This is a genomic window from Sorangium sp. So ce381, assembly GCF_051473845.1.
Taxonomy (GTDB): Bacteria; Myxococcota_A; Polyangia; order Polyangiales; family Polyangiaceae; genus Sorangium; species Sorangium atrum.
In genome coordinates, this window is sequence record NZ_CP150336.1 from 6,887,080 (window position 1) to 6,912,601 (window position 25,522).

At 71.3% G+C, this 25,522-nt stretch carries 24 protein-coding genes; 10 read left to right on the forward strand and 14 right to left on the reverse strand.

The window, feature by feature from the left end; genetic code table 11:
* Position 1: 1 nt before the first annotated feature.
* The 3 genes from WMF29_RS25645 to hemA all read right to left on the reverse strand — a co-directional run bounded on the left by WMF29_RS25645 (position 2) and on the right by hemA (position 3,124).
* The gene (locus WMF29_RS25645) at positions 2-955 is read right to left on the reverse strand and encodes a 3-oxoacyl-ACP synthase III family protein (protein ID WP_437322774.1); all 954 of its coding nucleotides are present in this window, start codon (positions 953-955) and stop codon (positions 2-4) included.
* Positions 956-971: 16 nt separating this feature from the next.
* On the reverse strand, positions 972-1,811 hold the full coding sequence (locus WMF29_RS25650) for a TauD/TfdA dioxygenase family protein (RefSeq protein ID WP_437322775.1): 840 nt from the start codon (positions 1,809-1,811) through the stop codon (positions 972-974).
* 125 nt (positions 1,812-1,936) lie between these two features.
* The gene (hemA, locus tag WMF29_RS25655) at positions 1,937-3,124 is read right to left on the reverse strand and encodes a 5-aminolevulinate synthase (protein WP_437331168.1); all 1,188 of its coding nucleotides are present in this window, start codon (positions 3,122-3,124) and stop codon (positions 1,937-1,939) included.
* A gap of 777 nt (positions 3,125-3,901) precedes the next feature.
* On the opposite strand from hemA, the gene WMF29_RS25660 reads away from it, so the two are divergent.
* The 5 genes from WMF29_RS25660 to WMF29_RS25680 all read left to right on the forward strand — a co-directional run bounded on the left by WMF29_RS25660 (position 3,902) and on the right by WMF29_RS25680 (position 9,872).
* Entirely contained in the window at positions 3,902-4,519 is a 618-nt protein-coding gene (locus WMF29_RS25660; protein WP_437322776.1) for a hypothetical protein, read from the forward strand.
* A 120-nt stretch (positions 4,520-4,639) separates the two neighbouring features.
* Complete coding sequence (locus WMF29_RS25665) at positions 4,640-5,386, forward strand: hypothetical protein (RefSeq protein ID WP_437322777.1); 747 nt, start codon at positions 4,640-4,642, stop codon at positions 5,384-5,386.
* Positions 5,387-5,720: 334 nt separating this feature from the next.
* Complete coding sequence (locus WMF29_RS25670; RefSeq protein WP_437322778.1) at positions 5,721-7,766, forward strand: OPT family oligopeptide transporter; 2,046 nt, start codon at positions 5,721-5,723, stop codon at positions 7,764-7,766.
* 642 nt (positions 7,767-8,408) lie between these two features.
* Positions 8,409-8,645 carry a hypothetical protein gene (locus WMF29_RS25675; RefSeq protein ID WP_272093661.1) on the forward strand — a complete coding sequence of 79 codons (237 nt, stop codon included), beginning with the start codon at positions 8,409-8,411 and terminating at the stop codon, positions 8,643-8,645.
* A 318-nt stretch (positions 8,646-8,963) separates the two neighbouring features.
* Positions 8,964-9,872: a LysR substrate-binding domain-containing protein gene (locus WMF29_RS25680; protein WP_437322779.1), complete on the forward strand. Its 909-nt coding sequence runs from the start codon at positions 8,964-8,966 to the stop codon at positions 9,870-9,872.
* A gap of 76 nt (positions 9,873-9,948) precedes the next feature.
* Here WMF29_RS25680 and WMF29_RS25685 read toward each other — a convergent pair whose 3' ends face one another.
* Positions 9,949-11,175: a PAS domain S-box protein gene (locus WMF29_RS25685; RefSeq protein ID WP_437322780.1), complete on the reverse strand. Its 1,227-nt coding sequence runs from the start codon at positions 11,173-11,175 to the stop codon at positions 9,949-9,951.
* Positions 11,176-11,575: 400 nt separating this feature from the next.
* On the opposite strand from WMF29_RS25685, the gene WMF29_RS25690 reads away from it, so the two are divergent.
* From WMF29_RS25690 to WMF29_RS25700, 3 genes are read left to right on the forward strand one after another with little or no spacing between them, the layout of a single operon-like run.
* Complete coding sequence (locus tag WMF29_RS25690; RefSeq protein ID WP_437322781.1) at positions 11,576-12,445, forward strand: ABC transporter ATP-binding protein; 870 nt, start codon at positions 11,576-11,578, stop codon at positions 12,443-12,445.
* A complete protein-coding gene (locus WMF29_RS25695) occupies positions 12,438-13,271 on the forward strand; it encodes an ABC transporter permease (protein ID WP_437322782.1) in 834 nt (277 codons plus the stop codon). The genes WMF29_RS25690 and WMF29_RS25695 overlap by 8 nt, the downstream gene beginning before the upstream one ends.
* 57 nt (positions 13,272-13,328) lie before the next feature.
* A complete protein-coding gene (locus tag WMF29_RS25700; protein ID WP_437322783.1) occupies positions 13,329-14,258 on the forward strand; it encodes an aldo/keto reductase in 930 nt (309 codons plus the stop codon).
* Positions 14,259-14,290: 32 nt separating this feature from the next.
* Here the strand turns inward: WMF29_RS25700 and WMF29_RS25705 are convergent, their stop codons facing one another.
* The 5 genes from WMF29_RS25705 to WMF29_RS25725 form a co-directional block, all read right to left on the reverse strand.
* Positions 14,291-15,235: an alpha/beta fold hydrolase gene (locus WMF29_RS25705; RefSeq protein WP_437322784.1), complete on the reverse strand. Its 945-nt coding sequence runs from the start codon at positions 15,233-15,235 to the stop codon at positions 14,291-14,293.
* A complete protein-coding gene (locus tag WMF29_RS25710) occupies positions 15,232-15,864 on the reverse strand; it encodes a TetR/AcrR family transcriptional regulator (protein ID WP_437322785.1) in 633 nt (210 codons plus the stop codon). Before WMF29_RS25710 ends, WMF29_RS25705 begins: the two co-directional genes overlap by 4 nt.
* A gap of 375 nt (positions 15,865-16,239) precedes the next feature.
* Positions 16,240-17,544, reverse strand: coding sequence for a hypothetical protein (locus WMF29_RS25715; RefSeq protein WP_437322786.1), 1,305 nt, complete (start codon positions 17,542-17,544; stop codon positions 16,240-16,242).
* Positions 17,483-18,532, reverse strand: coding sequence for a matrixin family metalloprotease (locus WMF29_RS25720; RefSeq protein ID WP_437322787.1), 1,050 nt, complete (start codon positions 18,530-18,532; stop codon positions 17,483-17,485). Before WMF29_RS25720 ends, WMF29_RS25715 begins: the two co-directional genes overlap by 62 nt.
* A 15-nt stretch (positions 18,533-18,547) precedes the next feature.
* A complete protein-coding gene (locus WMF29_RS25725) occupies positions 18,548-20,395 on the reverse strand; it encodes a hypothetical protein (RefSeq protein WP_437322788.1) in 1,848 nt (615 codons plus the stop codon).
* A gap of 121 nt (positions 20,396-20,516) precedes the next feature.
* Between WMF29_RS25725 and WMF29_RS25730 the strand changes: the two genes are divergently transcribed.
* Positions 20,517-21,125 (forward strand): FKBP-type peptidyl-prolyl cis-trans isomerase, encoded by a 609-nt coding sequence (locus WMF29_RS25730; protein WP_276596374.1) that lies wholly within the window; start codon positions 20,517-20,519, stop codon positions 21,123-21,125.
* Between the two features lie 39 nt (positions 21,126-21,164).
* Here WMF29_RS25730 and WMF29_RS25735 read toward each other — a convergent pair whose 3' ends face one another.
* The 3 genes from WMF29_RS25735 to WMF29_RS25745 all read right to left on the reverse strand — a co-directional run bounded on the left by WMF29_RS25735 (position 21,165) and on the right by WMF29_RS25745 (position 23,745).
* Complete coding sequence (locus WMF29_RS25735; RefSeq protein WP_437322789.1) at positions 21,165-22,280, reverse strand: pyridoxal-phosphate-dependent aminotransferase family protein; 1,116 nt, start codon at positions 22,278-22,280, stop codon at positions 21,165-21,167.
* A 48-nt stretch (positions 22,281-22,328) separates the two neighbouring features.
* On the reverse strand, positions 22,329-23,186 hold the full coding sequence (locus WMF29_RS25740; protein ID WP_437322790.1) for a serine/threonine protein kinase: 858 nt from the start codon (positions 23,184-23,186) through the stop codon (positions 22,329-22,331).
* A gap of 133 nt (positions 23,187-23,319) precedes the next feature.
* Positions 23,320-23,745 carry a tellurite resistance TerB family protein gene (locus WMF29_RS25745; protein ID WP_437322791.1) on the reverse strand — a complete coding sequence of 142 codons (426 nt, stop codon included), beginning with the start codon at positions 23,743-23,745 and terminating at the stop codon, positions 23,320-23,322.
* Positions 23,746-23,888: 143 nt separating this feature from the next.
* Between WMF29_RS25745 and WMF29_RS25750 the strand changes: the two genes are divergently transcribed.
* Positions 23,889-24,626 carry a tetratricopeptide repeat protein gene (locus tag WMF29_RS25750; RefSeq protein ID WP_437322792.1) on the forward strand — a complete coding sequence of 246 codons (738 nt, stop codon included), beginning with the start codon at positions 23,889-23,891 and terminating at the stop codon, positions 24,624-24,626.
* 27 nt (positions 24,627-24,653) lie between these two features.
* On the opposite strand, the gene WMF29_RS25755 is transcribed toward WMF29_RS25750, so the two are convergent.
* Both WMF29_RS25755 and WMF29_RS25760 read right to left on the reverse strand, forming a co-directional pair.
* Positions 24,654-25,022 carry a hypothetical protein gene (locus WMF29_RS25755; RefSeq protein ID WP_437322793.1) on the reverse strand — a complete coding sequence of 123 codons (369 nt, stop codon included), beginning with the start codon at positions 25,020-25,022 and terminating at the stop codon, positions 24,654-24,656.
* A 10-nt stretch (positions 25,023-25,032) separates the two neighbouring features.
* Positions 25,033-25,383, reverse strand: a complete 351-nt coding sequence (locus WMF29_RS25760; protein WP_272093678.1) for a hypothetical protein — start codon at positions 25,381-25,383, stop codon at positions 25,033-25,035.
* Positions 25,384-25,522: the final 139 nt, after the last annotated feature.

The following is a 25,522-nucleotide window of genomic DNA, read 5'->3' on the forward strand; positions in this document are numbered from 1 at the left end:
TTCAGACCTGAATGAGGCTCGCTCCCCAAGAGAAGCCCACGCCGCTCGACACGACGACGATCCGCTGACCGGGACGGAGCCTGTTCGTCCTGAGGCCGTCGGCGAGCGCGAGGGCCGTGTCCGTGGAGCCGAGGTGACCGTAGTCGCGGAAGCTCAGATACGACTGCGACTCGCTGAGGCCGAAGCGCGCGAGGACCTCGCGCAGCACCCGCTGATCGCCCTGGTTCATGAACAGGTAATCGATGTCCCGCGCCCCCAGGTTGGCCTCGTCCAGGATCTGCCCCACCAGCCTGGTGATGTAGTGCAAATACTGATCATGAAGGCTCACCTCCGCCGTGCACGGCTCCGTGACGATCGTGGACGCGCCCCGGGGGAGCTTGTACAGATCCACGTACGTGCCGTCCGTCGCGAACGCGCTCGACAGGACGTGGAGCGACGGCGCGTACCGGTCGCACAGGAGCGCCGAGGCGGCGTCGGCGAAGTTGAACAGGCTCTTCGACCCGGGGTCGGTGTGATCGACGTAGCTCGACAGCGTGTCGGCGCAGATCAGGAGCGCCCGCCTGTAGGAAGAGGTCGCCAGCATCAGCCCCTTGATCACGTGGAGCGCCGCGTTCAGCGAGTTGCAGCCGTTGCTCAGCTCGAAGCAGAACGCGCCCTTCGCGCCGATGGCCGCCTGGATCTTGCCTGCCGGTGACCAGAGCGCGTGGTCGGTAAGGCCGGTCGAGGCGTAGACCAGGAGATCGATGCTGTCCGACGCGAAGGGGTGGCGCGCCCTCAGATCGTCGACCGCCTCCAGCGCCAGCTCGACGCACCGCCGCCCTTGCGCCACCGGCTTGGAGGCGAGCTGCATCTTGTCCGTGAAGAACTCGATCGGCACCCCGGACGCCGCGCTGATCGAAGAGGCGCTCATGCGCGCCGGCGGGACGCAGAGCCCCAGTTCAACGATGCCGAACATGCTTCCTTCTCCGCGGTCAGCGCGTCACGCCGGACTCGATGGACAGGCGGTACATCGTGCGCGGGATCTCGGGGTCGGAGGCCATCGCGGCGTGGATCAGCGACGGGTTGTCCCAGATCAAGAGGTCGCCGACGCGCCATTGGTGGCGGTAGATGGTGTGCTCGCGCGTCGCGTGCGCGTGCAGCTCCTCGAGCGTCTGCTGGCTCTGCTCCCACCCCATCCCCTCGAAGCTCAGGGTGTATCCGTCGCTGATATAGAGCGCGGGCCGCCCGGTGAGCGGGTGCTCGCGGACGACGGGGTGGGTGACATCGGGGATGGTGAGCCGCAAGCGATCGTCGATCTCCCGGAGCGACTGACCCACGTCCTGGGCCGTCACCTTGTATCGCTTGCGGATCGTGTGGACGGCCGCGCGCCCCTCCAGCGTCGCGCGGAGCTCCGGCGAGAGCTCGTCGAGGGCGAGGTACATGGAGGCGAACAGCGTGTCCCCCCCCGCCGGCGGCACCTTGAGGGAGTAGAGGAGCGTCGTGTTCGCGGGGTTCGCGATGTACGAGGAGTCCGAGTGCCAGAAGTTGCCCACGCGCGCGACGCCGAGCGGCCTCCCGTCGACCTTCTCGTTCGACGTGACGAGGATCTCGTCGAACTCCGGGTGGCGATAGTTCGAGAGGAGGAACGGCAAGATCGGCCCCATGCGCCGGCCCGCGGCGACGAGCTCGGCGGGCATCAGCTCCTGATCGCGGAGCAGGAGGAGCTGGTGCCGGAGCAGGAGGTCCAGCAGCGCCGTCCCGTTGCGCCTCACGTCGAAGCCGACCAGCTCGACGCCGAAGTACTTTGAAAGAGGCCTCGATTCATAGCTCATACGCAGTTCTCCAATGGCCAAGCAGGCCCTAAAAAAATCTTACATACCTGCGCGAGATGCTCGGGGAACGCCGCGCTCCCCGCGTCCTTCGCGTCGAAAAGGCGCCGCGGATCTGCTCAGCAGCTTCAGCTGGTCGCGGCGATGATGTGCGCCAGCGCGATGACGAAAGCGCGAATCTCGCGCTCCGTGTGCGACGAGGACACGATCACGCGGAGCCGCTCCTGCCCGCGCGGCACGCTCGGGAAATTGATGGGTTGCACGTAGAAGCCGTGCTCTCTGAGCAAGGTATCCGAGATGCTCTTGCACCTGAAGGAGTCGCCGATCATCACCGGCACGATGTGGCTCGGGCTGTCCATGACCGGGAGACCGTGGCGCCGGAGCTCGTCCTTGAGCAGGCTCACGTTGGCGAAGAGCCGCTCCCGCTCGACGTTGCTCTGCTTCAGGTGCCGCACCGACGCCAGCGCGGCGGCCAGGACGAGCGGCGGGAGCGAGGTCGTGAAGATGAAGCCCGGCGCCATGAGCCGGACGGCGTCGACGACGAAGCGGTCCCCCACCACGTAGCCGCCGGTCGCCCCGTGGGCCTTGCCGAAGCCGCCCTGGAACACGTCGATCTCGTGTGCCAGGCCCAGGGAGTCCGCGACGCCGGCCCCGGTACGACCGTAGACCCCGACGCCGTGGGTCTCGTCGAGGAAGATCATGGCGTTGTGACGGTGCTTGAGGCGACACACCTCTTCGAGCAGCCCGAAATGGCCGTCCATCGAGTAGATCGACTCGAGGACGATCAGCTTCGGCGCGTCCGCCGGCAAGGCCTCGAGCTTGGCCTCGAGATCCGAGACCGAGTTGTGCTCGAAGATGACCCGCTTGAGCCCGCTCTTGCGGATGCCTTCGATGAGCGACCGGTGGTTCTTGCTGTCCGAGAGCACGGTGATCTCGGGCATCAGCTTGCCGATGACGCCCAGCGTCTCGTCGTTCGCCACATAGCCGCTGTTGAAGAGCAGAGCGGACTCCTTGCCGTGCAAGGCCGCGAGCTCGGCTTCCAGCTCCACGTGGTAGTGGGATGTGCCGGAGATGTTGCGCGAGCCGCCGGAGCCGAGGCCTTGCTCGTCGAGCACGTTCCGGGCTGCAGCGACGACGCGCTCGTGGTTGCTCATCCCGAGGTAGTCGTTGCTGCAGAACACGCTCGCCTTGTGCTGCGCGCCGCGCCTGTCGAAATAAGCGTTCGGGTAGTCGTCGGCGATGCGGCGGAGCGGCAGGAACGTCCGGTAGCTGCCGTCCACCATGGCCTTGGTGACAAAATCCGCTGCTGCCTTCACGAGGACGTTGCGTTGCTTGCGAGAACTGACGGGAGTCGTCTGCGTCACGTTCGATCTCTCCTTCTATGTACCGATGGGTGTCCGCCGATCTGCGGCGCGCACACACGAAATCTCAGCCATGTGGACATCCGCCATGAACTGCGCCCAGGCCGTGATCCGCGGCGCAGACGATGAAGCAATCCGGATTGGGCCTCACCTCGGCGCCGAAGAGGCGCCGGTGCTTCTGGCGGCCCCGGTCGACGGCCTGGCTCCGCTCGTCGCTCGATCCAAGAGACGTTGAACCGCGTGAAGAACATTCTTTCGATGGGATCGAGCCCTACATGGCGACAGGAACGCCGCGGCCGATTGCAACCCACGGTCCATCCGGCCATCGCCCCTCTCCGGCCCCGGATCCCGCTGGCGCGGCCCGGGCGGCGGTCGAGGCCATCAGCGAGCTTCGGACGAGCGCTTGCGCGACTGCGCAACACGGGTGAGCAACGGTTGGGACGCGGGCCTGCGAAGAGATCGCTTGTCCTGGCTCGACGTCGGCCGGACGATCCCAGGAAACTCGCCCGCTCGGGGCTCGCGGCCGCGACCGACAGGTCCCCCCGCCGGGCGAGCAGCGCCGGGTCGCCGGCCGGAGCCGGGAGGCGGGCGAGCCGGAGCCGGACGTCGCGCGCGGGCCGCCTGGCCAGCTCGCGCCCAGATTGCGCTGCCGGTCGCGCGCAAAGCTGGTACAGTCCGGCCGCGGTGAACGATTACGCGGGCCGGTGCGGAAGCTGCGCGGCATTTACCAGGGTGCACGAGGATCCAGCGCGCGGCCGCGTCGGCGAGTGCGCCCTCGAGGTGTACCCGCCGCCGATCAAGGCGACAGCGACGTGCGCCCGCTACCGCGCCAAGGGCGCGCCGCCGCCGCCGCCACCGCCCCGGGCGGCGGGCCAGCCGCGCGGCACCGGCGTCAGGCCGCGGGCGCCCGAGCGCGCCCCGTCGCCGGAGCGCCGGCCGAGCGCGGCGCCGCAGCCCTTCCGTTCGCCGCTGCCAAGGGAGATCGACATCGACATGGATATCGACGAGTTCCGCCGTGTGCTGCGCGAGGTGCTGTCCGAGGAGCTCGGCGTCGGCCGCGCGGAGCTGGGCGGCCGCTGGGAAGGCGGGGAGATCGTGCTCCGGCCGGGGAAGGAGGGCACGGCCGAGAAGCGCATCCCGCTCGACGTGTTCTTCCACAAGATCGTGATGCTCCGCGACAAGCTGCGCGTGCTGGAGCAGAAGATCAACGCGCACGAGGGGCTGAGCGACGCGGAGAAGGTCCAGCTCCAGGCGTACATCACGGGCTGTTACGGGACGCTCACGACGTTCAACGTCCTCTTCGCGCGCCGGGAAGACGGGTTCGCCGGCAGCGGCCGAGACAGCGACTGATACCCCATCTGACCCGCGCCGAGAGCGCCACGGCTCTCGATCTCGCGCGCGGGATGGGGCCTGATCGCTCGGCCCTCACCTTCGGCCTGCCGGGCGGGGGCGCGGCGCTATACTTGCCGCGTGTTCCGTTCCGATCGAGACGCCCTCGCGGACAAGCTCGACGACGTACAGGCCGAGAACGAGCGCCTGCGCCGGCAGAACGAGGCCATGCGTCACGCCCTGCTGGCGCAGCGCGTCGGCGGGCAGCCTGTTGCCTCGAACACGTATCGCGGCGGCGTGGCCGGGCTGGGCGCCGGCGAGCGGGTCGCGCTCGCGCGGCATCGGCTCGAGGCGTTTCCTGTGTGGGCCACGGCGCTGCTGCACGTCGTGACGTTCGGGATCGTGTCGTTCGTCCGCTTCAACGCGATGCACGCCCAGCTGCCCCAGGCCGAGCGCGACGATCCCTCCGTGGGCAAGGCCATCGGCCTGCACTTCGCCCCGTACTTCAACTACTACTGGATCTTCTGGAACGGCCTCCGGCTCTGTGATCGCGTCAACCTGCAGTGCCGCCTTCGGGGCATGCCCGACGGCGTGCCGCGGGGCCTGGTCATCGCGGCGTGTGTGGCGAGCGTCATCCCGTACATCCAGCTCCTGGCCGGCCCGATCACCTGGCTGTTCGTCGCCATCGCCATGCAGCGCACGGTGAACCGGATCGTCGAGCTCGACGCGCGGACCACGAGCGAGCGCGTGGAGCCGGTCGACGTGGGCGCTCGCGTGTTCGGCGCGCGGTTCCCTGCGGTTCAGGTGCTGCCGCAGCCGGACGACATCGCCGTCCAGGCGGAGGCGGAGGCCGCGGCGGCGATCGCCGAGCAGCGGCAGCGCCGCTAGAGCGCCGCTCCGCGTGATCGGCAGTCGGTCGCATCCTCTGGCTTCCAGCGAAGCGCCGTCATCGTCGCCACGACGCCCGCAGGCCGCGGGGTGAGCGCGGCCTCTTCGACGCATGGATAGGTGGTTGATACGGTATCACCCACCCGGCTTGCAGGGAGAGCCTCGTGACACGGGGCCAGCAATTCCGTCGCAGCGTGGATTCGCCGGGATCGGCCGCGGGCGCGCAGGCGACGGTTCGAGCGGGGATCGGCGAGATCTGCGCCGCCAGCCCTCGCGGAAGAGCTGCACGGCGCGTCGCCCACCATGGTACAAGGTGCGAGGAGGTCGCCGCGCAATGGCCATCAAACAGCTCACGCCAGAGCAGGTTCACACCATGTCGCTCGAAGAGAAGGACGCATGGTGGCTGAAGAACGTCTACCGCGGCGACATGCCCCAGCTCACGTGGCGCTCGGCCATCACGGGCATGCTCCTCGGCGCGTTCCTGTCGCTCACGAACCTGTACATCGGCGCGCGCACCGGTTGGTCGCTCGGCGTCGGGATCACGAGCGTGATCCTGGCCTTCGGGCTCTTCAAGGTGCTCTCCAGGCTCGGCCTCGCCAGCGACATGACCGTGCTCGAGAACAACGCGATGCAGTCCATCGCGACGTCGGCCGGCTACATGAACGCGCCGCTCTTCACGAGCCTCGCGGCCTATTCGATGGTCACGACGACGATCATCCCCATGGGCCGGGCGATGATCTGGATGTTCGTCCTCGCCATCCTCGGCGTGCTCTTCGCCTTCCCGATGAAGAAGCGCTTCATCAACGACGAGCAGCAGCCTTTCCCCGAGGGGATGGCCGCCGGCGTCGTCATGGACGCGCTGCACGAGAGCGACGAGAAGGAGGGCCTCTTCAAGGCGAAGCTCCTCCTCGGCGGCGGCCTCCTGAGCGCCGCGCTCGAGCTCCTCCGCGACGACAAGGTGATGCGCGCGCTCTTCGCGCTAAGGAACATCCCGCATTACTACGACGAATTCCTCTATGGCGGGCGCTTCGCCGATCTGCTCAAGCGCTGGGGCATCGCGCCGGCCATCCGCGGCACCCCCCTGAACGAGCTCACCATCCGGTTCGACACGAGCATCATCTTCGTCGCCACGGGCGGCCTGATGGGCATCCGGACCGGCGTGTCGCTCCTCCTCGGCGGGATCCTCAACTACTGGATCCTCGCGCCGATCCTGATCCAGCGCGGGATCATCCTGCCGAAGAACGGGCATTTCGGGTTCGGGGCGATCACCCTCTGGGCGCTGTGGGGCGGCGTCGCGTGCATGACAACGTCGTCTCTCTACGCCTTCTTCTCCAAGCCGAAGGTGATCCTCGACGCGTTCAAGGGCCTCACCAAGAAGGGCGGAGCGACCGACGTGCTCGCGGACATCGAGCTTCCGGTGAAGCTGTCGATCATCGGCATACCCGTCGTCGGCGCGGTGATCGTGGTGCTCGGGCAGCTCTGGTTCGGGATCTCCTGGTGGCTCGGGGCGCTCGCGATCCCGCTCGTCTTCATCTTCTCGCTCATCGCGGTCAACTCGACGGCCATCACCGCGATCACCCCGACCGGGGCGCTCGGCAAGCTGACGCAGCTCACCTACGGGGCCCTCGCGCCGAAGAACATCACGACGAACCTGATGACGGCCGGGGTCACCGCCGAGGTCGCGAGCAACACCGCGAACCTGCTGATGGATATCAAGCCGGGCTACATGCTCGGCGGCAAGCCCCGCCACCAGGCGATGGGGCACGTGCTCGGGACGGTCGCGGGGCTCGTGCTCTCGGTGCCCATCTGGTACCTCGTGCTGATCCAGGGCGACATCGGCCGCTACGGGACGGAGCGGCTGCCGGTCCCGAGCGCGCTCACCTGGAAGGCCGTCGCCGAGGTGCTGATGAAGGGGCTCGATTTCCTCCACCCGACCGCCAAGTCCGCGGTGGTGGTCGGGGCGATCGTCGGGATCCTCGTCGAGATCACGAGGCAGGTCACGAAGAACCGATTCCCCCTCTCCGCGGTCGCGCTGGGGCTCGCGTTCATCCTCAACTTCACCGATATCTGGTCGATGTTCCTCGGCTCGTTCCTCTTCTGGCTGCTCGATCGGCGCGCCGCGCTCTGGCACAAGAAGCGCGAGCAGGAGACGCGGCTCAGCGAGACGGCGCCCGGCGGGCGCGCGGACGCGCCGCCCGCGCGGCCCTGGTACGCGCTCGCCGCGGACAACACCGAGGCCATCTGCGCGGGTGTGATCGCCGGAGGCTCGTTGATGGGCATCGGCCTCAGCGTGCTCGGCGTGCTGGTGCTGCCCGACGTGCTGGAAGCGGCGAGCTTCACCAAGGCGCTCGGGCAGATCCTCGATTTCCTCCCGAAGTGAACCGCTGACGGTCGACGGGCGGGCCCATCGGTTCTGCTCACGCTCGCTCGACGCGCTCGCCCCGCGCGCGCGTGTTCGGGACGGGCCCCGCTGCGAGCGCGCGTCCCTGCGGCGAGCGCCCGCCCCAGCGATCGCGGGGGCCTCTCGCCGTCGCGGGACGACCAACGACGCCCCACTGTGACAGGAATGCGCGCCCTCGCGCCCCTCGGCGAGCCGCAACGGGCGCGGCGCGTCGCCCTGCCGAGCCGCTCTGCTCGCGAGCGCTTCTGGCGCGCTTCGTGCAGCCCTGTTTGCACCGCGTCAACACGAGCTCAGGAGAGGACGCGCGAGGGAGAGGACATCGATGCCAGTGAACCCGCCCCCGTCCCGGGGTACACCCCGCCCCGCGCCGGTCGGCGAGCCCGAGCAGGGCCCGCCGGCGCGAGATTCAGCGCCGCCCGAACCTCCCCGAGGGGATCCCGATCCGGGCGAACCGGCGCGCCGGGATCCCCCGCCGCCTCCTCCGGAGCCCGGAGAGCGGCCTCCGGAGATCAAGGATCCTCCGGCGTCGGACCGACCGACCGAGCCGCCCGGCGCGTTCGCGAGAGCCGGCCGCGCTCGGCCGGCGGTGTGACGTCATCACCCAACCGTCGAGAGGTTTCCATGAACACGTGTGACTGCTGCGGCAACAGCTACGACAAGGCCTTCCAGATCATGGTGGGCGGCACGAGCTACACCTTCGATTGCTTCGAGTGCGCGATTCACAAGCTCGCGCCCGTGTGCGCCCACTGCGCCTGCAGGATCGTGGGGCACGGCATCGAGGCCGGCGGGGCGTTCTACTGCTGTGCGCACTGTTCCAAGCAGGAGGGGGTGGAGGGGGCGATCGATCGGGTGGCCTGAGCCGCCGCCAGGGCGCCGGCGGCGCGCGGCCCGCCGCTCGCGCGGCCCTGCGGGTCGTTCGGCGCGAGGTCGTACCGCGCGCTCGGCGGGGTCGACCCGCCCTGCGCCGGGGGCGTCGCCGCGAGTCGATCTCCGACCAGCGCGGCGGCCAGGATGAAGAGCAGCAGCGCGACGCCCGTGTGCCCGCGAGCCTGGGTGAGCATGGATCCTCCTTCACGGCGAGGCGATCGCCCCGTCCTCCAGGAAACTAGATCTGGAGCAGGCGCGTGATAATCCTGGTCGGCCGACGAGGATTGCGTCGCGGAAGGAACGAATGGGATGGATCCGCTGGGCGGTCATCTGGACGAGATGAGGGCGTTCCTCGAGGTCGCGCGGCGGCAGAGCTTCTCGGCGGCGGCGAGGGCGCTCGGGCTCACGTCGTCGTCGGTCAGCAAGCAGGTCGCGCGGCTGGAGGAGCGCCTCGGCGCGCAGCTCCTCCGGCGCACCACGCGCCGCGTGAGCCTCACGGAGGCGGGGAACCTGTACGCCGAGCGCGCAGACCGGATCCTCTCGGACATCGAGGAGGCGCGGCGGGCGGTCGCCGATCTCGACGGGACGCCGCGCGGGACGCTGCGCATCTCGGCGCCCACCGTCCTCGGCTCGATCCGCGTCGCGCCCGCGGTGCTGGCCTGTCGCGCGAGGTACCCGGAGCTCCGCATCGATCTCGACCTCACCGACCGCATCGTCGATCTGGTGGCCGAGCGCGTCGACGTGGCGGTGCGCCTGGCCGCCGAGATCTCCCCTGCTTCGCTCGTCGCGCGGCGGCTCGCCGACGACCTGCGCGTGCTCTGCGCGAGCCCGCGGTACCTGCGGCGCCACGGGACGCCGCGCTGCCTCGAGGACCTGGCCGCCCACGACTGCATCACGCTCAACCTCGAGCCTGTCGCCCGGTGGACGCTCGTGGGCCCCGAGGGCGAGCGCGTCGTCCCGGTGAGCGGCACGTTCCGCACCAGCGACACGATCACGCTGCGCGACGCCGCGGTCGCCGGCCTCGGCCTGGCGAACCTCCCCGACTACGTCGTCCAGGATCAGCTAGAGAGCGGCGCGCTGCGGCGCGTGCTGCCGGAGTACGGCGCCTCGCAGCGCGCCAGCTTCGCGGTCTATGCGGCGCCCGCGCGCGCCGCGGTCCGCGTCGTCGTCGATGCGCTGGCAAAGGCCATGGGGGCAGCGGGGACGGCGAAGCCCTGAGCCAGCGCGGCGATCGTGAGGGATCGCGGGGAGGCCGAGGGAGCGCCGCGCCGGAGCGGTCGTCCGCGCGGCGCTGTCACGCGGGCCGCGGAGCAGCGCCCTGGTGCGAGGCGTGCGCCGCGCCGGCCGCGCGCTCCTTGCTCATCTGACGGATGCAGTACTGGAGCGCCGCCCGGAGGTTCCCGAGGGTGGTGATGTTGGCCAGATCGAGCCCGAGGCTGACGATGGTCTGGGCGACGTTCGACCGGATGCCCGTGACGATGCCCTCGGCGCCGAGCAGCCGGATCGCGCCGACGAGATCGAGGAGGTAGCTCGCGGTCTTCGTGTCGACCAGCTCGACGCCGGTGAGATCGAGGATGGCGAAGCGCGAGCCCGTGCGGACGATCGCCTCGAGCAGGGTATCCATCACCTCCGCTGTCCTGGCGCTGTCGAGCACGCCGATCATCGGCAGGGTCAGCACGCCCTCCCACACCTGGATGATGGGAGTCGACAGATCGCGGATGACCCGCTGTTGCCGCTCGATGAGCTCCAGCCTGGCCCGGAGCTCCTGCTCGGTGTTCTTTGGCTTGCTGACATCGAGGGTGAAGCCGACGACCGAGGACACCTCGCCCTGATCGTCGCGCATGGGGATCTCCCAGTTGTCCCAGTACACCCCGTGCGTCAGGGACTCCGAGTGGCTCGCTTCGCCCGCGAGCGCCCGCCGCACCATCTCGCACCCGTGCGGGTTGCTCGCGTAGAGGTCGAACAAGTTCTTGCCGATGTGCGCGCCCTGCTGGAGCCCGATGCCCTCGAGCGCCTTGCCCTCGTGGCACGTGAAGTTCCCCTCGCGGTCGATGGCCCAGACGATGATCGGGAGCGACTGCGTGATGGCCTGCAGGATCACCTCTCTCTGATGGTGGCGGCGGGTCTGCTCGATCCGCTCCGTCACGTCCTGCCCGAACACGCCGACGCCGACGACCTCTCCGTGCTCGTCGAGGATGCGCTCGTGGTGCCACTCGACGCTCACCGCGGCGCCGCCCTTCCTGACGTGGCTCCACACCCGGGGGGCCGCCCCGTCCTCCGCCAGGAGCCGCCGCCACGCGTCGGGGTTGCCGGACGCCGGCAGGAGCTCGTCCACGCGCTGGCCGAGCGCCTCGTTCCGCGCGTGGCCGAGCAGGCGCTCGGCCGCGCCGTTCCAGTCCTCGATCGTGAGCTCCTTGCCGTACTGGACGATCGCGACCGGCGCCCGCTCGAAGAGGCGTGCGCGTTTGCCCGCGAGTTTCTCAGCGTCGACTTCTCCCCATGAAGTGGTGGCGGCGGTCATCGGTGGAAATTTACCCCGGGCGTTCCCCGCTCGTCGAAATAACTGCCATGCGTCCCCATCGGACCGTCCGCAGACCGCCCTGGTTCGTAAGGACGGATCCACTGTTGCTGTAGCAACACTCCTCGAGCAAGCGCCTGCTGCTCCAGCAGCAGGCCGCCATCTGTTATAGCGGATTTGCGTCTGCGGAGCCGGCTCACACTTGGTACGCGGCGTGCTCAACGCCACCGGAACGGTCGAGGATGGCGCTCCACGACCGCGCCTGAATGGGCCTCATGGCGGTGCGACGGTGCGCACCGGATGGCGGGATTTGACGAGCCGTACACCAGCGAGTTCGACCCGTTTTGGAAGGGCGGTCCGTGAAGGGGCCCACCCTCGTCGAGGTTCGGGAGCAGGAGGAGCCATGAGCAACAAGATCCAGTTCCACAACGTGAGCAAGACATTCGCCGTCAAGGGGCCGGCCGGGACCAAGGAGGGCGCGCGGTTCACGGCCATCGAGGACCTCAACCTCGACGTGAGGGCCGGCGAGCTGATGGTCCTCGTCGGGCCGAGCGGGTGCGGCAAGTCGACGCTCATCGATCTGCTCGGCGGCCTGTCGAAGCCATCCAGCGGCAAGCTCCTGCTCGACGGCAAGCCGATCACGGGCCCGGCCCTCGATCGAGGGATCGTGTTCCAGCAGTACGCGCTGTTCCCGTGGCGGACGGCGCGCGAGAACGTCGAGTTCGGGCTCGAGGCCAAGGGCATCCCGGAGAGCCGGCGCAAGGAGATCGCCCAGGATTACCTGGATCTGGTCAGCCTCTCCGGCTTCGAGGATCGGTATCCGCACGAGCTGTCGGGCGGCATGAAGCAGCGGGTCGCCATCGCGAGGAGCCTCGCCTACGACCCGGAGGTGCTGATGATGGACGAGCCGTTCGCGGCGCTGGACGCCCAGACGCGCGAGTCGCTGCAGGCCGAGCTGCTCCGGATCTGGGAGAAGTCGCGCAAGACGATCCTGTTCATCACGCACAGCATCGACGAGGCGGTGTTCCTCGGGCAGCGGGTCGCGATCATGACGTCCCGGCCCGGCCGGGTGAAGCGGGTCATCGATATCCCGGAGGAGATCCGGGGTTATGAGGACGCGCGGTCGACTCCGGAGTTCGGCAGGCTGCGGCACGAGATCTGGACGCTGCTGCGCGAGGAGGTGCTGAAGGCCGAGGAGCAGGAGCGGAGCAAGCGGCAGAAGCGCGCGGCGGAGAGCCGCCCCGTGGCGGGCGTGGTGGCGGTCAATGGCTAGCCTGGAGCAATCGATTCCGCTGCCCGAGGAGTCGCAGCAAGGGCAGCTCGTGGGCGACGCGGCGCGGTGGTTCGGCCGCGCCGTCGCGCGCTCGGGGATCCTCCTCGCGGTCGCGGCGCTGTGGGAGACGGCGCCGCGGGTGGGCCTCGTGGAGGCGGCGTTCCTGCCGCCGCTGTCCGAGGTGCTGGGGACCGGGTGGCAGCTCCTCCAGAACGGGCAGCTCCTGAGCCATATCAAGGCGAGCCTGTCGCGCTCTCTCGTCGGCTTCACGCTCGCGATCTCGGTGGGCGTGCCGCTCGGGCTCGCGATCGGGTGGTACAAGGGCGTGGCGGACGCGCTCAATCCGCTGCTCGAGGTGCTGCGCAACACGGCGGCGCTCGCGCTCCTGCCGGTGTTCCTGCTGCTGCTCGGGATCGGGGAGGCCTCGAAGGTCGCGCTCGTCATCTACTCGTGCACCTGGCCGATCCTGCTCAACACGATCAGCGGGGTGCGGGGGGTCGATCCGCTGCTCATCAAGTCGGCGCGCACGATGGGGCTGTCGCCGCTCCAGCTGTTCCGCAAGGTCATCCTGCCGGCCGCCGTCCCGACGATCTTCGTGGGTATCCGCCTGGCGGGCGCGTACTCGCTGCTCGTCCTCGTGGCGGCGGAGATGATCGGGGCCAAGGCGGGGCTCGGATACCTGATCATCTACGCGCAATACAATTTCCAGATCCCGAGCATGTATGTCGGCATCTTGACGATCACGGCGCTCGGGCTGACGTTCAATCACCTGCTCATGCGCGTCGAGCGGCGGTTCACGTCGTGGAAGGTCGCCCCGAAGGAGTGAGCCCGCGCCCGGCGTGGGCTCCATGAAGGTCACCGTTCATCGAGGGAGAGGACGACCGTGAATCGAATCATCCTGGGCCGGACCGGCCTCGAGGTCAGCGTGCTCGGCCTGGGCGCGGGCGGCGACAGCCGGCTCGGGTCAGGGCGCATCGCGGAGGCCGAGTCGCTCCGGCTCGTCCGTGCGGCCATCGAGCGCGGCGTGAGCTTCATCGACACGGCGGAGGCGTACGGGACCGAGGGGCTCGTCGGGAAGGCGCTCCGCGAGGTGCCGCGCGCCAGCGTGGTGCTCTCGACGAAGAAGACGACGCGCCTCGAGGCGCCGCTCCGGCAGGAAGACGTGGTGTCGTCGCTGCATGCGAGCCTCGAGCGGCTCGGCACGGATCACGTCGACGTCTACCATCTGCACGGGGTGCTGCCCCACCAGTACGCCGATCTGCGCGAGCGGATCGTGCCCGTGCTGCTGCGCCTGCGCGAGCAGGGCAAGATCCGCTTCCTCGGCATCACGGAGGCGTTCGCCGCCGATCCGACGCACGCGATGCTCGAGCAGGCGCTCCTCGACGATGTGTGGGACGTCGTGATGGTCGGGTTCAACCTTCTGAACCAGGCGGCGCGGGCGCGGGTGTTCCCGCTGACGCGGGCGAAGGACATCGGGACGCTGATCATGTTCGCGGTCCGGCGCGCGCTGAGCCGGCCCGAGCGGCTGCGGGAGCTGCTCGCCGACCTGGCGGCGCGGGGCAAGGTGTCACCCGAGCTCGGCGACGGGGGGCTGGACCGGCTCCTGGAAGGAGAGGGCGCTTCGTCGCTGCCGGACGCGGCGTACCGCTTCTGCAGGGACGAGCCCGGGGCGCACGTGATCCTGTCGGGGACGAGCAGCGTGGAGCACCTCCTGGAGAACGTGCGATCGATCGAGGCGCCGCCGCTGTCGGCGCGGACGCGCGAGCGCCTCATCCAGGCGTTCGCGCAGGTCGACGACGTGTCGGGGCACTGAGGGGCGCTCGCGGGCGGGAGCGCGGCGCCGGGTCACGCGACCGGTGCGGCGAGCCCGGGCGGCGCGGGGGGCGGCGCGACGTCGGCGGGCTCACGCGCGGCGTCGCTCCCGAGGAAGCGCGAGATCCGCTCGCAGAGCCGCGCGCGGAAGGCGTCGTCGGTGGGGGGCGAGTGGCGGCACCCCTCGAGCAGCTCGGTCTCGGCGCGCGGCAGGAGCTCCTTCGCGCGCGCGAGCAGCTTCGCGCCGGGGAAGCTGACGTCGTCGTCGGCGCCGAACACGAGCGCGGGCCGCGTGAACCCGGCGAGGGACGCAGGCGTTGCGAGCGGGGGCGGGCGGAAATCGAGCCGGTAGCTGCGCACGGCGTCGCCGAAGTAGGAGCACCACATGTCGTCGTGCGTGGAGAACAGCCCGGAGACGAGGCGCGCGAGGCGCTCTTCCGAGGGGAAGGCGCGGTAGAGGGCCATCGGGATCGCGATGCGGGTGAGGCCTTGCCACGCCGAGCCCGACACCAGGGCCGCCGGCACGATCAGGACGAGCCGGTCGATGCGGGCGGGCGCGGCCTGGGCCATGCGCAGGGCCGCGAAGCCGCCCCAGCTCACGCCGAGGAGGTGGGTGCGCGCGAGGCCGAGCGCGTCGAGGACGTCGGTGAGCCACTCGGCGTAGGCGGGCCCGTCGATCGGCAGGCGGACGTCGGCGCTCTTGACGGACTGGCCGATGACGTCGACGACGTGGACGCGGTAGCGCGCGAGGAGCGGGCCGAGCTCGGGCATGAGGTGCGCGGAGCTGGCGAGCGCGCCGTGCAGGCAGACGAGCGGCGGGGCGTCCTCGGGGCCGGCGACGAGGACGTGCGTGGCGCCGAAGCGGGTCGAGACCTCGCGCGATCGGGCCGGGACCGGGAGCTTCTCGTGGAACCTGTCGAACCACGCCGCGATGCGCGCGCGCGCCTCTGGACTGCGGAACATGATGGATGACGTCATCGAGCCCTCCTGACGTTGGCTGCGGGGCGGAGGCCGCAGAGGTGCTGAGCGACGAGCCGATCGAGCAGGGCGATGGGCGACGGGTGCGCGCCCTGGGCCCAGGCGATCAGCGCGAAGTAGTAGAAGGAGAAGAAGGCGACGCCGAAGAGCGCGGGGTCGGCGTCGTCGGCGACCTCTCCCTGCGCGCGGGCGGCGTTGAAGAGCTCGACGACGCGGCCGTGCACGGCGGCGACCTGCTCGGTGAAGCGGGCCTGCCAAGGCGGGTCGGCGAACAGCGCGTCGCGGAGCAGCGTCTTCGAGAGGGCCGGCCGGCGGGCGTAGTACGCGAAGAAGGCGGCCCCGAGGCGGTGGAGCCGCTGCTCGAGGGGGCCGGGCTCGTCGTCGAGGATGGCCTCGGCCGCGGTGGCGGCGAGGTCGTCGAACAGCGCGGCGTGGAGCAGGTCGCGCTTGTCGGCGAAGTGGAGGAGGACCGTGCCGGCGGCCACGCCGGCGTCCGCGGCGATGGCGCGGACGTTTGCGGCCTCGAAACCGTGGCGCTCGAAGTGGTCGCGCGCGGCCTCGAGGATCCGGGCGCGCGTCGCGTCCTTCTGGGCATCGCGCCGGCCGGGTTTTTTAGTGAACGCGTTCACTGAACGAGTTCATTATATAAAAAGAAGCAACGCACAAGGGGGAATTGATGAGTCCAGCGCGCAATGGTGGGCGTCCGACCCAGGTTGAGGGCGAGGGTGAGGGTGCCCGACAGGGTGGGGTGCCCGACCGAGGTTGAGGGCGTCGTGGGCGTCGTCGTACGTCCGGTGCGTCCGACGACGGTTCAGGGCGTCTGAGGTTCAGGGCGTCCGTCCGGCGTCCGACCCAGGTTGAGGGGCGTCCGGCGTCCGACCGAGGTTGCGACCGAGGTTCAGGGCGCCCGAGGTTGAGAGCGTCCGCCCCTACGACACTCGATCGGTCCCGTGCGGGACATCTTTTTGCGTACGCCCCTTGCAGGCGGCGATCGCCGGTAAGGCTCAGCCCGCCGCGGAGGCCTGCTGCGCCTGGGCGCGCGCCCGGAGCCGCTGCTTGGCGGAGGGGCCGCCGGCGTGGCGCACCGAGGCGACGGCGCGATCCATCGCGTCCCGCCAGTAGCGCGCGACGTCCTCGCGCTCGGTGAGGAGGGCGTCGATGGGCCCGTGGTCGGTGTCGATCTCGACCGCGAAGCGGTCGCCGCGCGGGAGCACGCGGATGTCGCGGACCTCCCCGGCGGAGATGGCCGCCCCGAGCCGGCCCTCGGGACGCAGGTCGATCGCGCCGGTGCGGCTCACCCAGGGGGCGACGACGAAGCGGCCCGGGCCGAACGACACGACCGGGGCGGAGCGCGCCGCATAACGGGACGAGAACCTGGCAACGCCCAGGAAGGCGTAGCCCGCGAGCGAGAGCAGCGCGGCGGCGCTGCCGACGCCGATGGCGATGCCGCTGTCCCCCGCGGAGACGCTCCGCATGACCTGGATCCAGAGCGCGAGCGCGGCGAGCAGCAGCGCGGCCCCGATGAGCGCGTTGCGGGCCGCGGAGCTGCGCGGGCCGTGGCTCGCGTGGTCCCGCAAGACGAGGAGCTCGCCCTCGCTCCGGATCGCGAACCGCGACAGCGCGGCGGCCGGCAGCGGCGTCGGCGCAGGCTCCGGGAGGGGCCGCGGCGCAATGGCGCCGGGCGGCTCGGTCCCCCGCGCCGTCTCCAGCGGGACGCCCAGCGCGGCCGCGAGCGGCGCCGCCACAGCCTCGACGAGCGCCTCCGCCCGCTCGGCCTCGAGATCTTGCGCCTCGGCGACGAGCAGGCGCCGCGCCTCCGTGGCGCGCGCGGGCCCGGCGAGCGCGAGCCAGGCGGCGACGTAGGTCCGCTCGCGCGCGCACGTGGGTGCGCCGCAGCACGGGCGCCGCTCCGAGATCACCTGGACGCCCACCGCGTCGCGAGGCTCGGCCGTCCCCTCCCCGGCCGCGCCCGCGCTGGCCTCCCCGCCGCCTGCCTGGGGCCGCGCGTGGCGGGCGCCCGCGAGCCTCAGCGGCGCGAGCCGGACGACGCTCGCGCCGCGCTCGATCCGGAGCCACACGGGGTCCCGCGGCGCCGGGCCGAAGCCCGTATCCTGCTCCCGCCGCAGCGCGCCAAGCTCGGGCGCCACCCGGAGGATCAGCGGCGCACCGGCGCCCTCCGCCGAGAGCGCGCACGCCGCCCCGGCCGGATCGCCGAGCGGATCGAGGGCGGGTACGGTGCTTTCGGCCTCAAGGGAGCGGAGGGCACACGCGACCTCCGCCTCGAACGCTGCGGTGCTCGGCTCGGGCATGGCGGCACGTTTGCCCCGGCTGCGCTGGGTTGTAAAGCGCACCCGTCCGCGCGACAACGCGGGCGGCCCGCCCTCCTGCCCGGCCCGATTGCTGCCGCTCGCGCAGGGTCTGGCGCTGCCGCCTGCGCCAGAGGGCCAGCAGCGCGCCGAGCGCCGTCATCGGCAGGGCGCCGGGAGCGCTCGGCGGCTGGCCAGCGCCCGAACAGGAGCAGCCGGCGTCGCCCTCGACCTCGTCCACATTGCCGCTCTTCGGCCCGTCCTCGCTCCCCGACGCCGCGCCGCCCGATGCGCCCGAGGTCGCCGTCGCGCCCGCGCCGAAGCCGCCGCCGCCCGAGCTCGCGGCGCCCGTCCCGGCGATCGGGTAGAGCGCGCAGACCCCTTCGATGTCGTCGTCCTCGATCGTCCGCGCCGACGTGCCGCCCGGGTAGAACCCCAGCATCGTCGCGCCGCGCACGTTCGTGTGGCCGAGGCCAAGGAAGTGCCCCTCTTCGTGCGTCGCGATCGACCGCACATCGATGCAGTCGCCTTCGCCCGTGTCGTCCCAGCAGAAGCCGACGTTGTTGAAGATCATGTCGGCCTCGCCGATGACGCCGTCGGGATCCCAGACCGGCATCGTGACCGCGATGACCGAGCCGGCTTGCCCGAGCTCGCCAGGCCAGCTGTCGCTGATCCAGAGGAACACGCTCTTTCCGTCGTCGAAGTCGTAGCCGTCGTCCGTGTCGCCGAGGAGCTCGGTCTCCCACGCCGTGCATCCGGGGCTCGACCACGCCGCGAAGCCGGCCTCGATGCTGGCGGCAGCGAAGCTGGAGAGCGGCCCCGGGATCGTCCCCCCGTTGATGCGGTAGCCGACCGGCAGCTCGCGCCAGCGGGGGACGACCTCGAGATCGAGCGGCGCCCACGCGACGGCCTCGCGGGCCCCCGCGAGCAGCGACAGCGCGGCGGCGAGCGGGGTGCCCAGGGCGACCGCAGCCCTGAAGCCTCTCTTCATCCCCCCATCATCGGCTCATCGGTCCTGCGGGACCACCTCGAGCTCCTCGGGCGCCGCGCTCCCCTCGAGGGGCAGCGTCACCTCCACCCCCTCGTGCACCGGCAAGGTCGCCGCGACGGGCCAGGAGCGCGGCGCGCTGCCCTCGCCTGCCGCGACCTCGCGCAGCGTGACGCCGCGCACCGGATTCACGCCGCCGTTGAAGAGGCACGCGCGAAGCCGCCCCTCGACGACCGCGGCAGAGCACGGGATGACATCGGCCGTCGCGCGCCGGATCCGGCCGAGCATCGCCTCCTCCGCGGGCGCGGCGGGCAGGAGCGACACGAGCGCGTCGCGGGCGCGCGGGTCGCGGAGCCAGGCGAGCATCATCGCCGCGTGAATGCGCACCACGCGGTAGCGCGCGCGCGTGAGCTGGAAGAAGGCGTCGGGCGACGCCACGCCGGTCTCGCCGTCGAGCATGCCCGTCACGCCCGGCTCGATCTTCACCTCCGTACCGGGCGCCTCGACGTGCCACTTCACCGCGCGCCCCGGCCCGAGCGCGCCTTCCCAGAACAGCCCGCGCTCGGTGATGCCGGCGCGCTCCCCGCGGCGATCGCGCCGCGCGAACGTGAGCAGCACGCGGAAGTCGCTGACGGGCGCGCCGCTGTTGTTCACGACCGCGAGCTCGAAGTCGTAGCGGCCGCGCGCCGGCCGCGTCGCGCCGCCGTCCCGGCCCGCGTCGCCCGGGTCCGCCCCGGCGTCGCCCGGCTCCCCGGCCGCGTCGCCCTGCCCCGCGCCGGCCTCGCTCTCCGCGTCGTCGTCCGCGCGTTCCTGCCGCAGGATCGGCGCGATCACCCCGGCGCCGTCGTCCGGCCCTGTCGATCCGAGCAGGCTGAGGATCGGCACCCCCGCCCGCCAGAGCGGCGAGTCGGCGCGATCGCAGAGGCAGTGCGGGAACGACGGCTCGGCGCGCTCCCGGACCTCGCTCGCGAGGAGCGCGGCGGTGGCTCCGCGGGTCACCTGCCCGACGCCGCGCGCCGCCTGTCGCTCGGCCGGCGGCTGATCGCGGGGCGCCGCGAACCGCTGCACGAACGCCATCGTCGCCACGATGCCGATCACCGCGAGCGCCGCGGGCACGAGCACGCGGGCCCGGAGCGGGAGCGCGTCGATCCCCTCCTCGACGCCGCGCCTCTGTTCGCGCCCCGGCCGCTCGCCGAGCGGCGTCGGGCGGGGCGCGAACACGGGCGCAGCCGGCGAGCCGGGGGATGAGGCCGCGAGCCGCTCCGACGCGAAGCCCATGCGGCTCGACATCTCCGCCACCAGCGCGTCGCGCAGGCGGTCCGAGGGCGGCCCTCCCCAGGTCGCGAGGCGCGCGACGAAGCGCAGCGCGAGCCAGGTCGCGAGCGCGACGAGGCACGCGAGCGACGCGGTCCCGAGCGGGCCGCTCGCGAGATAGTCGGGGGACAGAGCGGCCGCGAGCACGCCGAGCGGCGCCGGCGCGATCCAGCTCGCCATGCGGGCGTTGAGGCGCGCGCGGTAGGCGCTCTCCATGGCCTCCATCGCCGCCGGCGAGGTCACGCCGGGCACGCCGGGCAGATCGCCCTCGAAGCGCGCGAGGACGAAGCAGTTGTGCGGCGAGCACGCGGACGGATCGAGCGCCACGCAGAGCGCCTTGCCGCGCCGGAAGAGGCCGCGGATCGCGGTGTAAGGCACCCCGAAGCGGACCGGCGCCGCCACGGCGCCCAGGGCGAACCCCTCGGCGTAGCCGGCGACGCGGACCAGCTCGACCTCGAGCTCCGCCTCGGCGCAGGTGAAGCGCACCGCGCCAACGGCATTGGCGCCCCCCTCGGCGATCGCCAGGGCAGCGACGGAGAACGCGCGAGCCAAGGTGGCCGCACCCTAACCGCGCGGGCCGGAGCGCTGCAACGGAAACCCGGACGGCTGGGAGGCCCCGGGCGCGTCGGGTGACCGTTGATCGCCCCGCGCCGGGTGCGTAATACGTGGCGCCATGAAGCCTCTCCAGATCGTCATCGCCATCTCCTGCGCTGTCCTCCTCGGCCCGGTCGCGGGCTGCGAGGAGAAGGTCCCCGAGCCGGATCTGCCGCCGGGCAGCGCCGTGCCGGCGGTGAAGCCCGCCGAGCCGGAGCCCGCCGATCTCATCAAGGAAGACACCGTCGTGGGCACCGGCCCGGAGGCGAAGGACGGCGACAAAGTCCGCGTCCACTACACGGGGCGCCTGCTGAAGAACAACGCCGAGTTCGACTCCTCCGTCGGCCGCGAGCCGTTCGAGTTCACGCTCGGCGCGTCGGAGGTCATCAAGGGCTGGGACCAGGGCGTGGCCGGGATGAAGGTGGGCGGCAAGCGCAAGCTCACGATCCCCTCCCGCCTCGCGTACGGCGACGCGGGCAGCCCGCCGAAGATCCCGGCCAAGGCGACGCTGGTCTTCGACATCGAGCTGCTCGGGGTCGGCGACGCGGCGAAGGACGCGGCCGGGGAGGACAAGGCCGGGAAGACCACGGCCGACAAGGCGGCCAAGCCCGCGGGCGACAAGGCGGCCAAGGGCAACAAGCCCGCGGCGCCGGCCGAGAAGAAGGAGGCGCCCAAGGAGGCGAAGTGAGCCGCGGGCGCCGCGCGAAGTGAGCCGCGGGCGCCGCGCTCAGACGACGCGCGCGAGCGCCTTGAGGAAGATCTCGTAGGCCTCGAGCGGGTACTCGCCCATGTGGAAGATCCGGAACAGCCGGTCCGAGAGCTTCCCCTGGGCCGCGTAGATCTCGAACACGTGCCCATCGACCGGCTCGCTGGCGAGCCGGCTCGCCATCTCGTCATACGTCCGCCCGGCCGGGATGTGCAGCGCCGTCCCGATCGACTGGAGCGGCATGTTCTCCCAGCGCGCGATCGTCAGCCCGAGGCGCTCGTAGCCGGGGCGCAGGATCGCGCAGCGCGCCTGGTACACGGCGTGACGCCCGGCGACGCCGCCGGTCGCGGCGAGGTGATCCAGCGCCGCGATCACCTGGCAGAGGCTCATCGGATCGATCGTGTACGGGTGCGCGCCGCCCTGCTGGGCGCGCCACATCTTGTGGAGCTCCAGGCTCGGGACGCGGGCGGGGATCCGCTCCATCTCGGCGAGCAGGTCCTTGCGGACCAGCGCCACCGTCAGGTTGGGGTGGCTGTGGAGGCCCTTGTTGCACGAGCCCATGACGGCGGCGATGCCTGAGCCCTCGAGGGCCAGCGGCTCGACGAAGAGCGCGCTGATGCCGTCGACGAGGAGCTTCTTGCCGTACTTCCGGGCGAGCGCGCCGACCTCGGGCAAGGGGTTCAACGTGCACGTCGACGTGCCCCCGTAGACCATGGCCACCGCGTCGACCTGGTCCGCCGCCAGGATGGCCTCGATCTTCGCGAGGTCCGGCCTCTCGCCGTAGGGCAGGCACATGTCGACCGCCGGCTGGCCGAGCATGGCGGCGTACTCGAAGATCCGGTCGCCGTAGGCGCCGTTCCGGACGACGAGGAGCCGCTCGTCGCGCCGCAAGCAGGAGCCGAGCACGGCGGCCATGGAGGTCGATCCCGAGCCCGTGAGCAGGATGGCCTCGTAGCTGGGCGCGCCGAGGGCCTCGACGATGCCGTGCCGGGCCCTGTCGAGCAGCGGCCGGAGCCGGGGGCCACGCGGGACTATCGGGCTCTCCCCGTAGGTGCGGGAGACCTGGTTCACCGCGTCCGGCAGGTGGAAGACCGCGGGCGTGAGCGAGACGACGCGTGGCGTTGCGGCGGCGATCATGCCGCGAGATCTAGCCCGGAACGCGCGCGGGACGCAGCGGAGATTGCGCTACGCCCAGCGGAGCTGGCGCAGATCGTCCCAGACATCGCGCGCGGAGTGGTAGCGGTAGGCGTCGCGGCGGCGCAGCAGCTTGGCGATCACCTGGCTGAGCGGCGTGCAGAGCGCCTCGGCCTTCTGCCGGGGGGTGCCCTCGGCGATCTGCCGCGTGATCTCCTCGTAGGCGACGTTCACGTCGATGGCCGGTTGCCCGGTGTGCATCTGGTACATGAGCAGGCCGAGCTGGTAGAGGTCGCTCTGCGTCGTCGTGTAGCCCGCCGTCACGAGCTCCGGCACGAGGATCTTCGGGTTCGCGACCTGCGGGCGGAACCAGCGGGTGACGCCGTCGAGCTGGTGCGCCACGCCGAAGTCGGTGAGCTTGACGAGCGGCCTGTGGTCGAGCTGCGAGATGAGCACGTTGCCCGCGTGCAGGTCGGCGTGCACGACGCCGTTGTCGTGCAGGTACTGCAGCGTCATCAGCAGCTGGCGCGAGAGCTCCAGGAGCAGCGGCGGCTGGAACGGGGCGCCGAGCAGCGCCCGGAGGCTCGTGTCGCACCGCTCGAGCGCCAGGTAGAACAGGTAGTTCACCTCGAACGCGTCGTGGATATAGACGATGTTCGGGTGGCGGAAGCTCTCCAGGCGGAGCATCTCGCGCGACCACTCTTCCTTGACGACCTGGTAGGGCTTGTTCGCCGGCCGCAGCATCTTCAGGGCGTACACCTGATCGAACGGCCCGCTGCACTCGTACACCGAGCCATACTGCCCGTCGCCGATGAGCGCCCCGATCACGTACGTCCCCCGGGTGGAGGTCAGCGCTGAGCCCGGCACCGGAAACGGGATCAGGAAACTGCCAGTGGAGGACCAGGTCACGGCGAGGCCATCGTAACCGAAAACGCCGGCGCCCGTTCACCCCGCCACGCTCGCCCCGCGCAGCAGCCCGCCTTCGCGGCGCAGGGGGCGTCCATGGCGCCCCGGACGCGGAGCGCCGAGGGCGGCCGGCCGCTCATGAAGCGGCGAGCTTCCGCACGATCTCCGCGGCCTCGGCCTGATCGAGCTCGAGCGCCGCGGCCACGTCGAGCAAGAGCTCGCGCTCGCTGCTCCTGACGATCCCGTCGGCGACCACGACCTGAGCGGCCAGGAAGAAGGCGACCTTCCGGGCCTGCGGGCTGGCCAGCCGCTCCTTGAGCGACGCGAGCCGGGCCGCGCGGCCCTCCCTGTGGAGCTGCTCCACCACGCTCTGGAGGAGCGTGTCCATGGTGCTCTGCGGGATCCGTCGATCCGTGAGCGACTCTACGCTCCGGGCGAAATGGATCTTCTCCTCCGGGCTGAACTCGCCGTCGGCGAACGCCGCGAGGAACATCAGCTCGACGAGCGCCTCGAGGTTCGGCTCATCAAGCGTTTGCAGCGGAGGAGGGCTCATCTGGGGCATCGGCCCCGTGTACACCGAGGCCCGGCGCGGGACCAGCCCTGGAGCGTCCCCTTACCCCGCGCGCCCGGGGCAAACGCGGCGGCGCTGAACGCGCCCGATGGGCGGCATTGGGAGAGCGCTCCCTGTGTGTCATGAGTTCGAGCATGCTGGTTCGCGAACTCGCCCCGCCGCTCCTCGGCGCGCTCTTCCTCTGCGGCTGCAGCAGCGCGACCGCGGCGCGGCGCCCCGCCGAGCCGGGTCGACCTGCACCCGAGGGGCGCGCGGCGACCCCGCGGGCCGCGGCGAGCGCCGAGGCGGCCCCGCCGCCGCTGCGGCTGCCCTGCGAGGCGGACGATCTCGTCGGCTGCACGAACGGCTGCGCCGACCACCAGATCGAGGACTGCGTGACGCTGGGATCGATGTACCTGGGCGGCGCGATCGTCTCGATCGATGTGGAGCGAGCGATGACGCTGTTCGAGAAGGCGTGCGCGGAGGGGAGCGCGCGCGGCTGCTTGCGGCTCGGCGACGCCTACCACGATCGGCTCGCGCGCGCGGACGGCGCCGGCGGGGCGAGCGGGGCGGACGAGGCGGCGCTCTACTGGCACGCGCGCGCGTGCCACGCGGGCGCGAACCTCGGGTGCCTCGCGGCAGGCAGGGCCTACCTCCACGGCCAGGGCGCGAGCGCCGATCCGGGTCGCGCGGCCGCGCTGTTCCAGCGCGTCTGCGAGCGCGGGAACGCCCACGCGTGCGTCGAGCTCGGACACCTCCACGCGGAGGGTGAGGGCGTGCAGCGCGACGACCGGAAGGCGGTCGAGCTGTTCACGAAGGCGTGCAAGCTCGGCCTCGACGAGGGGTGCCTGCGGGCGAGCCGGTCCGGCGACGTCCTCCCGCCGCGCGACTGACGCGGCCTCGACCGCGGCTCGTCGCCGTCAGTCGGTCCGGCGGCGCTGGGCGATGTCCAGCGCCGCCGTGATCATCGCGGCGAGCTGTGTATCCGGCACGCCCTCGGAGGGGAGCACCACGAGCTCGGCGCCGATGCGCCGCGACAGCTCGATGAACCCTTCCGGGTCGAACGCCCGCACGTCCTGGGTCATCACGATGGCCAGCGGGTTCAGCCATGCGGCGCTGCCGCGCAGCGACACGAGATCGCACGCGAGCAGGTCGGCGCCCTCGACGAAGACCAGCCGCCGGCACCGCTCCGCGAGCTGCTCGCTGGCGCTCACGATGAGCACCACCGAGGCCGATGCCGTCCGCTTGCTGCGCCCCGCCGGGCGTGTCGGTAGCTCTCGCGTGCTCATGAAGCCCAGGTCAGCGAGCGAGCAGCAGGCGCCCGTACGGGATGGGCCCGGCGCCCGGCGCCCGAGCGCGCGCCTCGTCGGCGAGGGCGAGATCCATGACGAAGGAGCCGAACGGCAACCGGAAATCCCGGTCGTTCGGCTTGGTCGCGTAGAGGGCGAGCAGCGAGAGCACGCTCCCGATCTGCGCCGCGGCCGGATCGTCCTCGCAGGCGTTGAAGCGATCAGCGAGCGTGCACAGCTGCCGGAAGAGCGGACCGCCCGGGTGCGGGCCGGCGCTGCACATGGCGAAGGTGCCGCTGCCTCGATATCCGAGCTTCCGGCGCTTCCTGGCGGGGGTACGGGAGGGAGGTACCATCGTCATGATTGCTGCCCAAGTCGCCTGTGAAGGGTGAATCGCCCCACGCCGGGGCTGGCCTGCCGCGGGACGCTCTCCAACCAGTAATAGAGCAGCCCGAAGAGAGTCAATCGGAGAGGACGCTGCAGGCCGGGCGAGCGTGAAA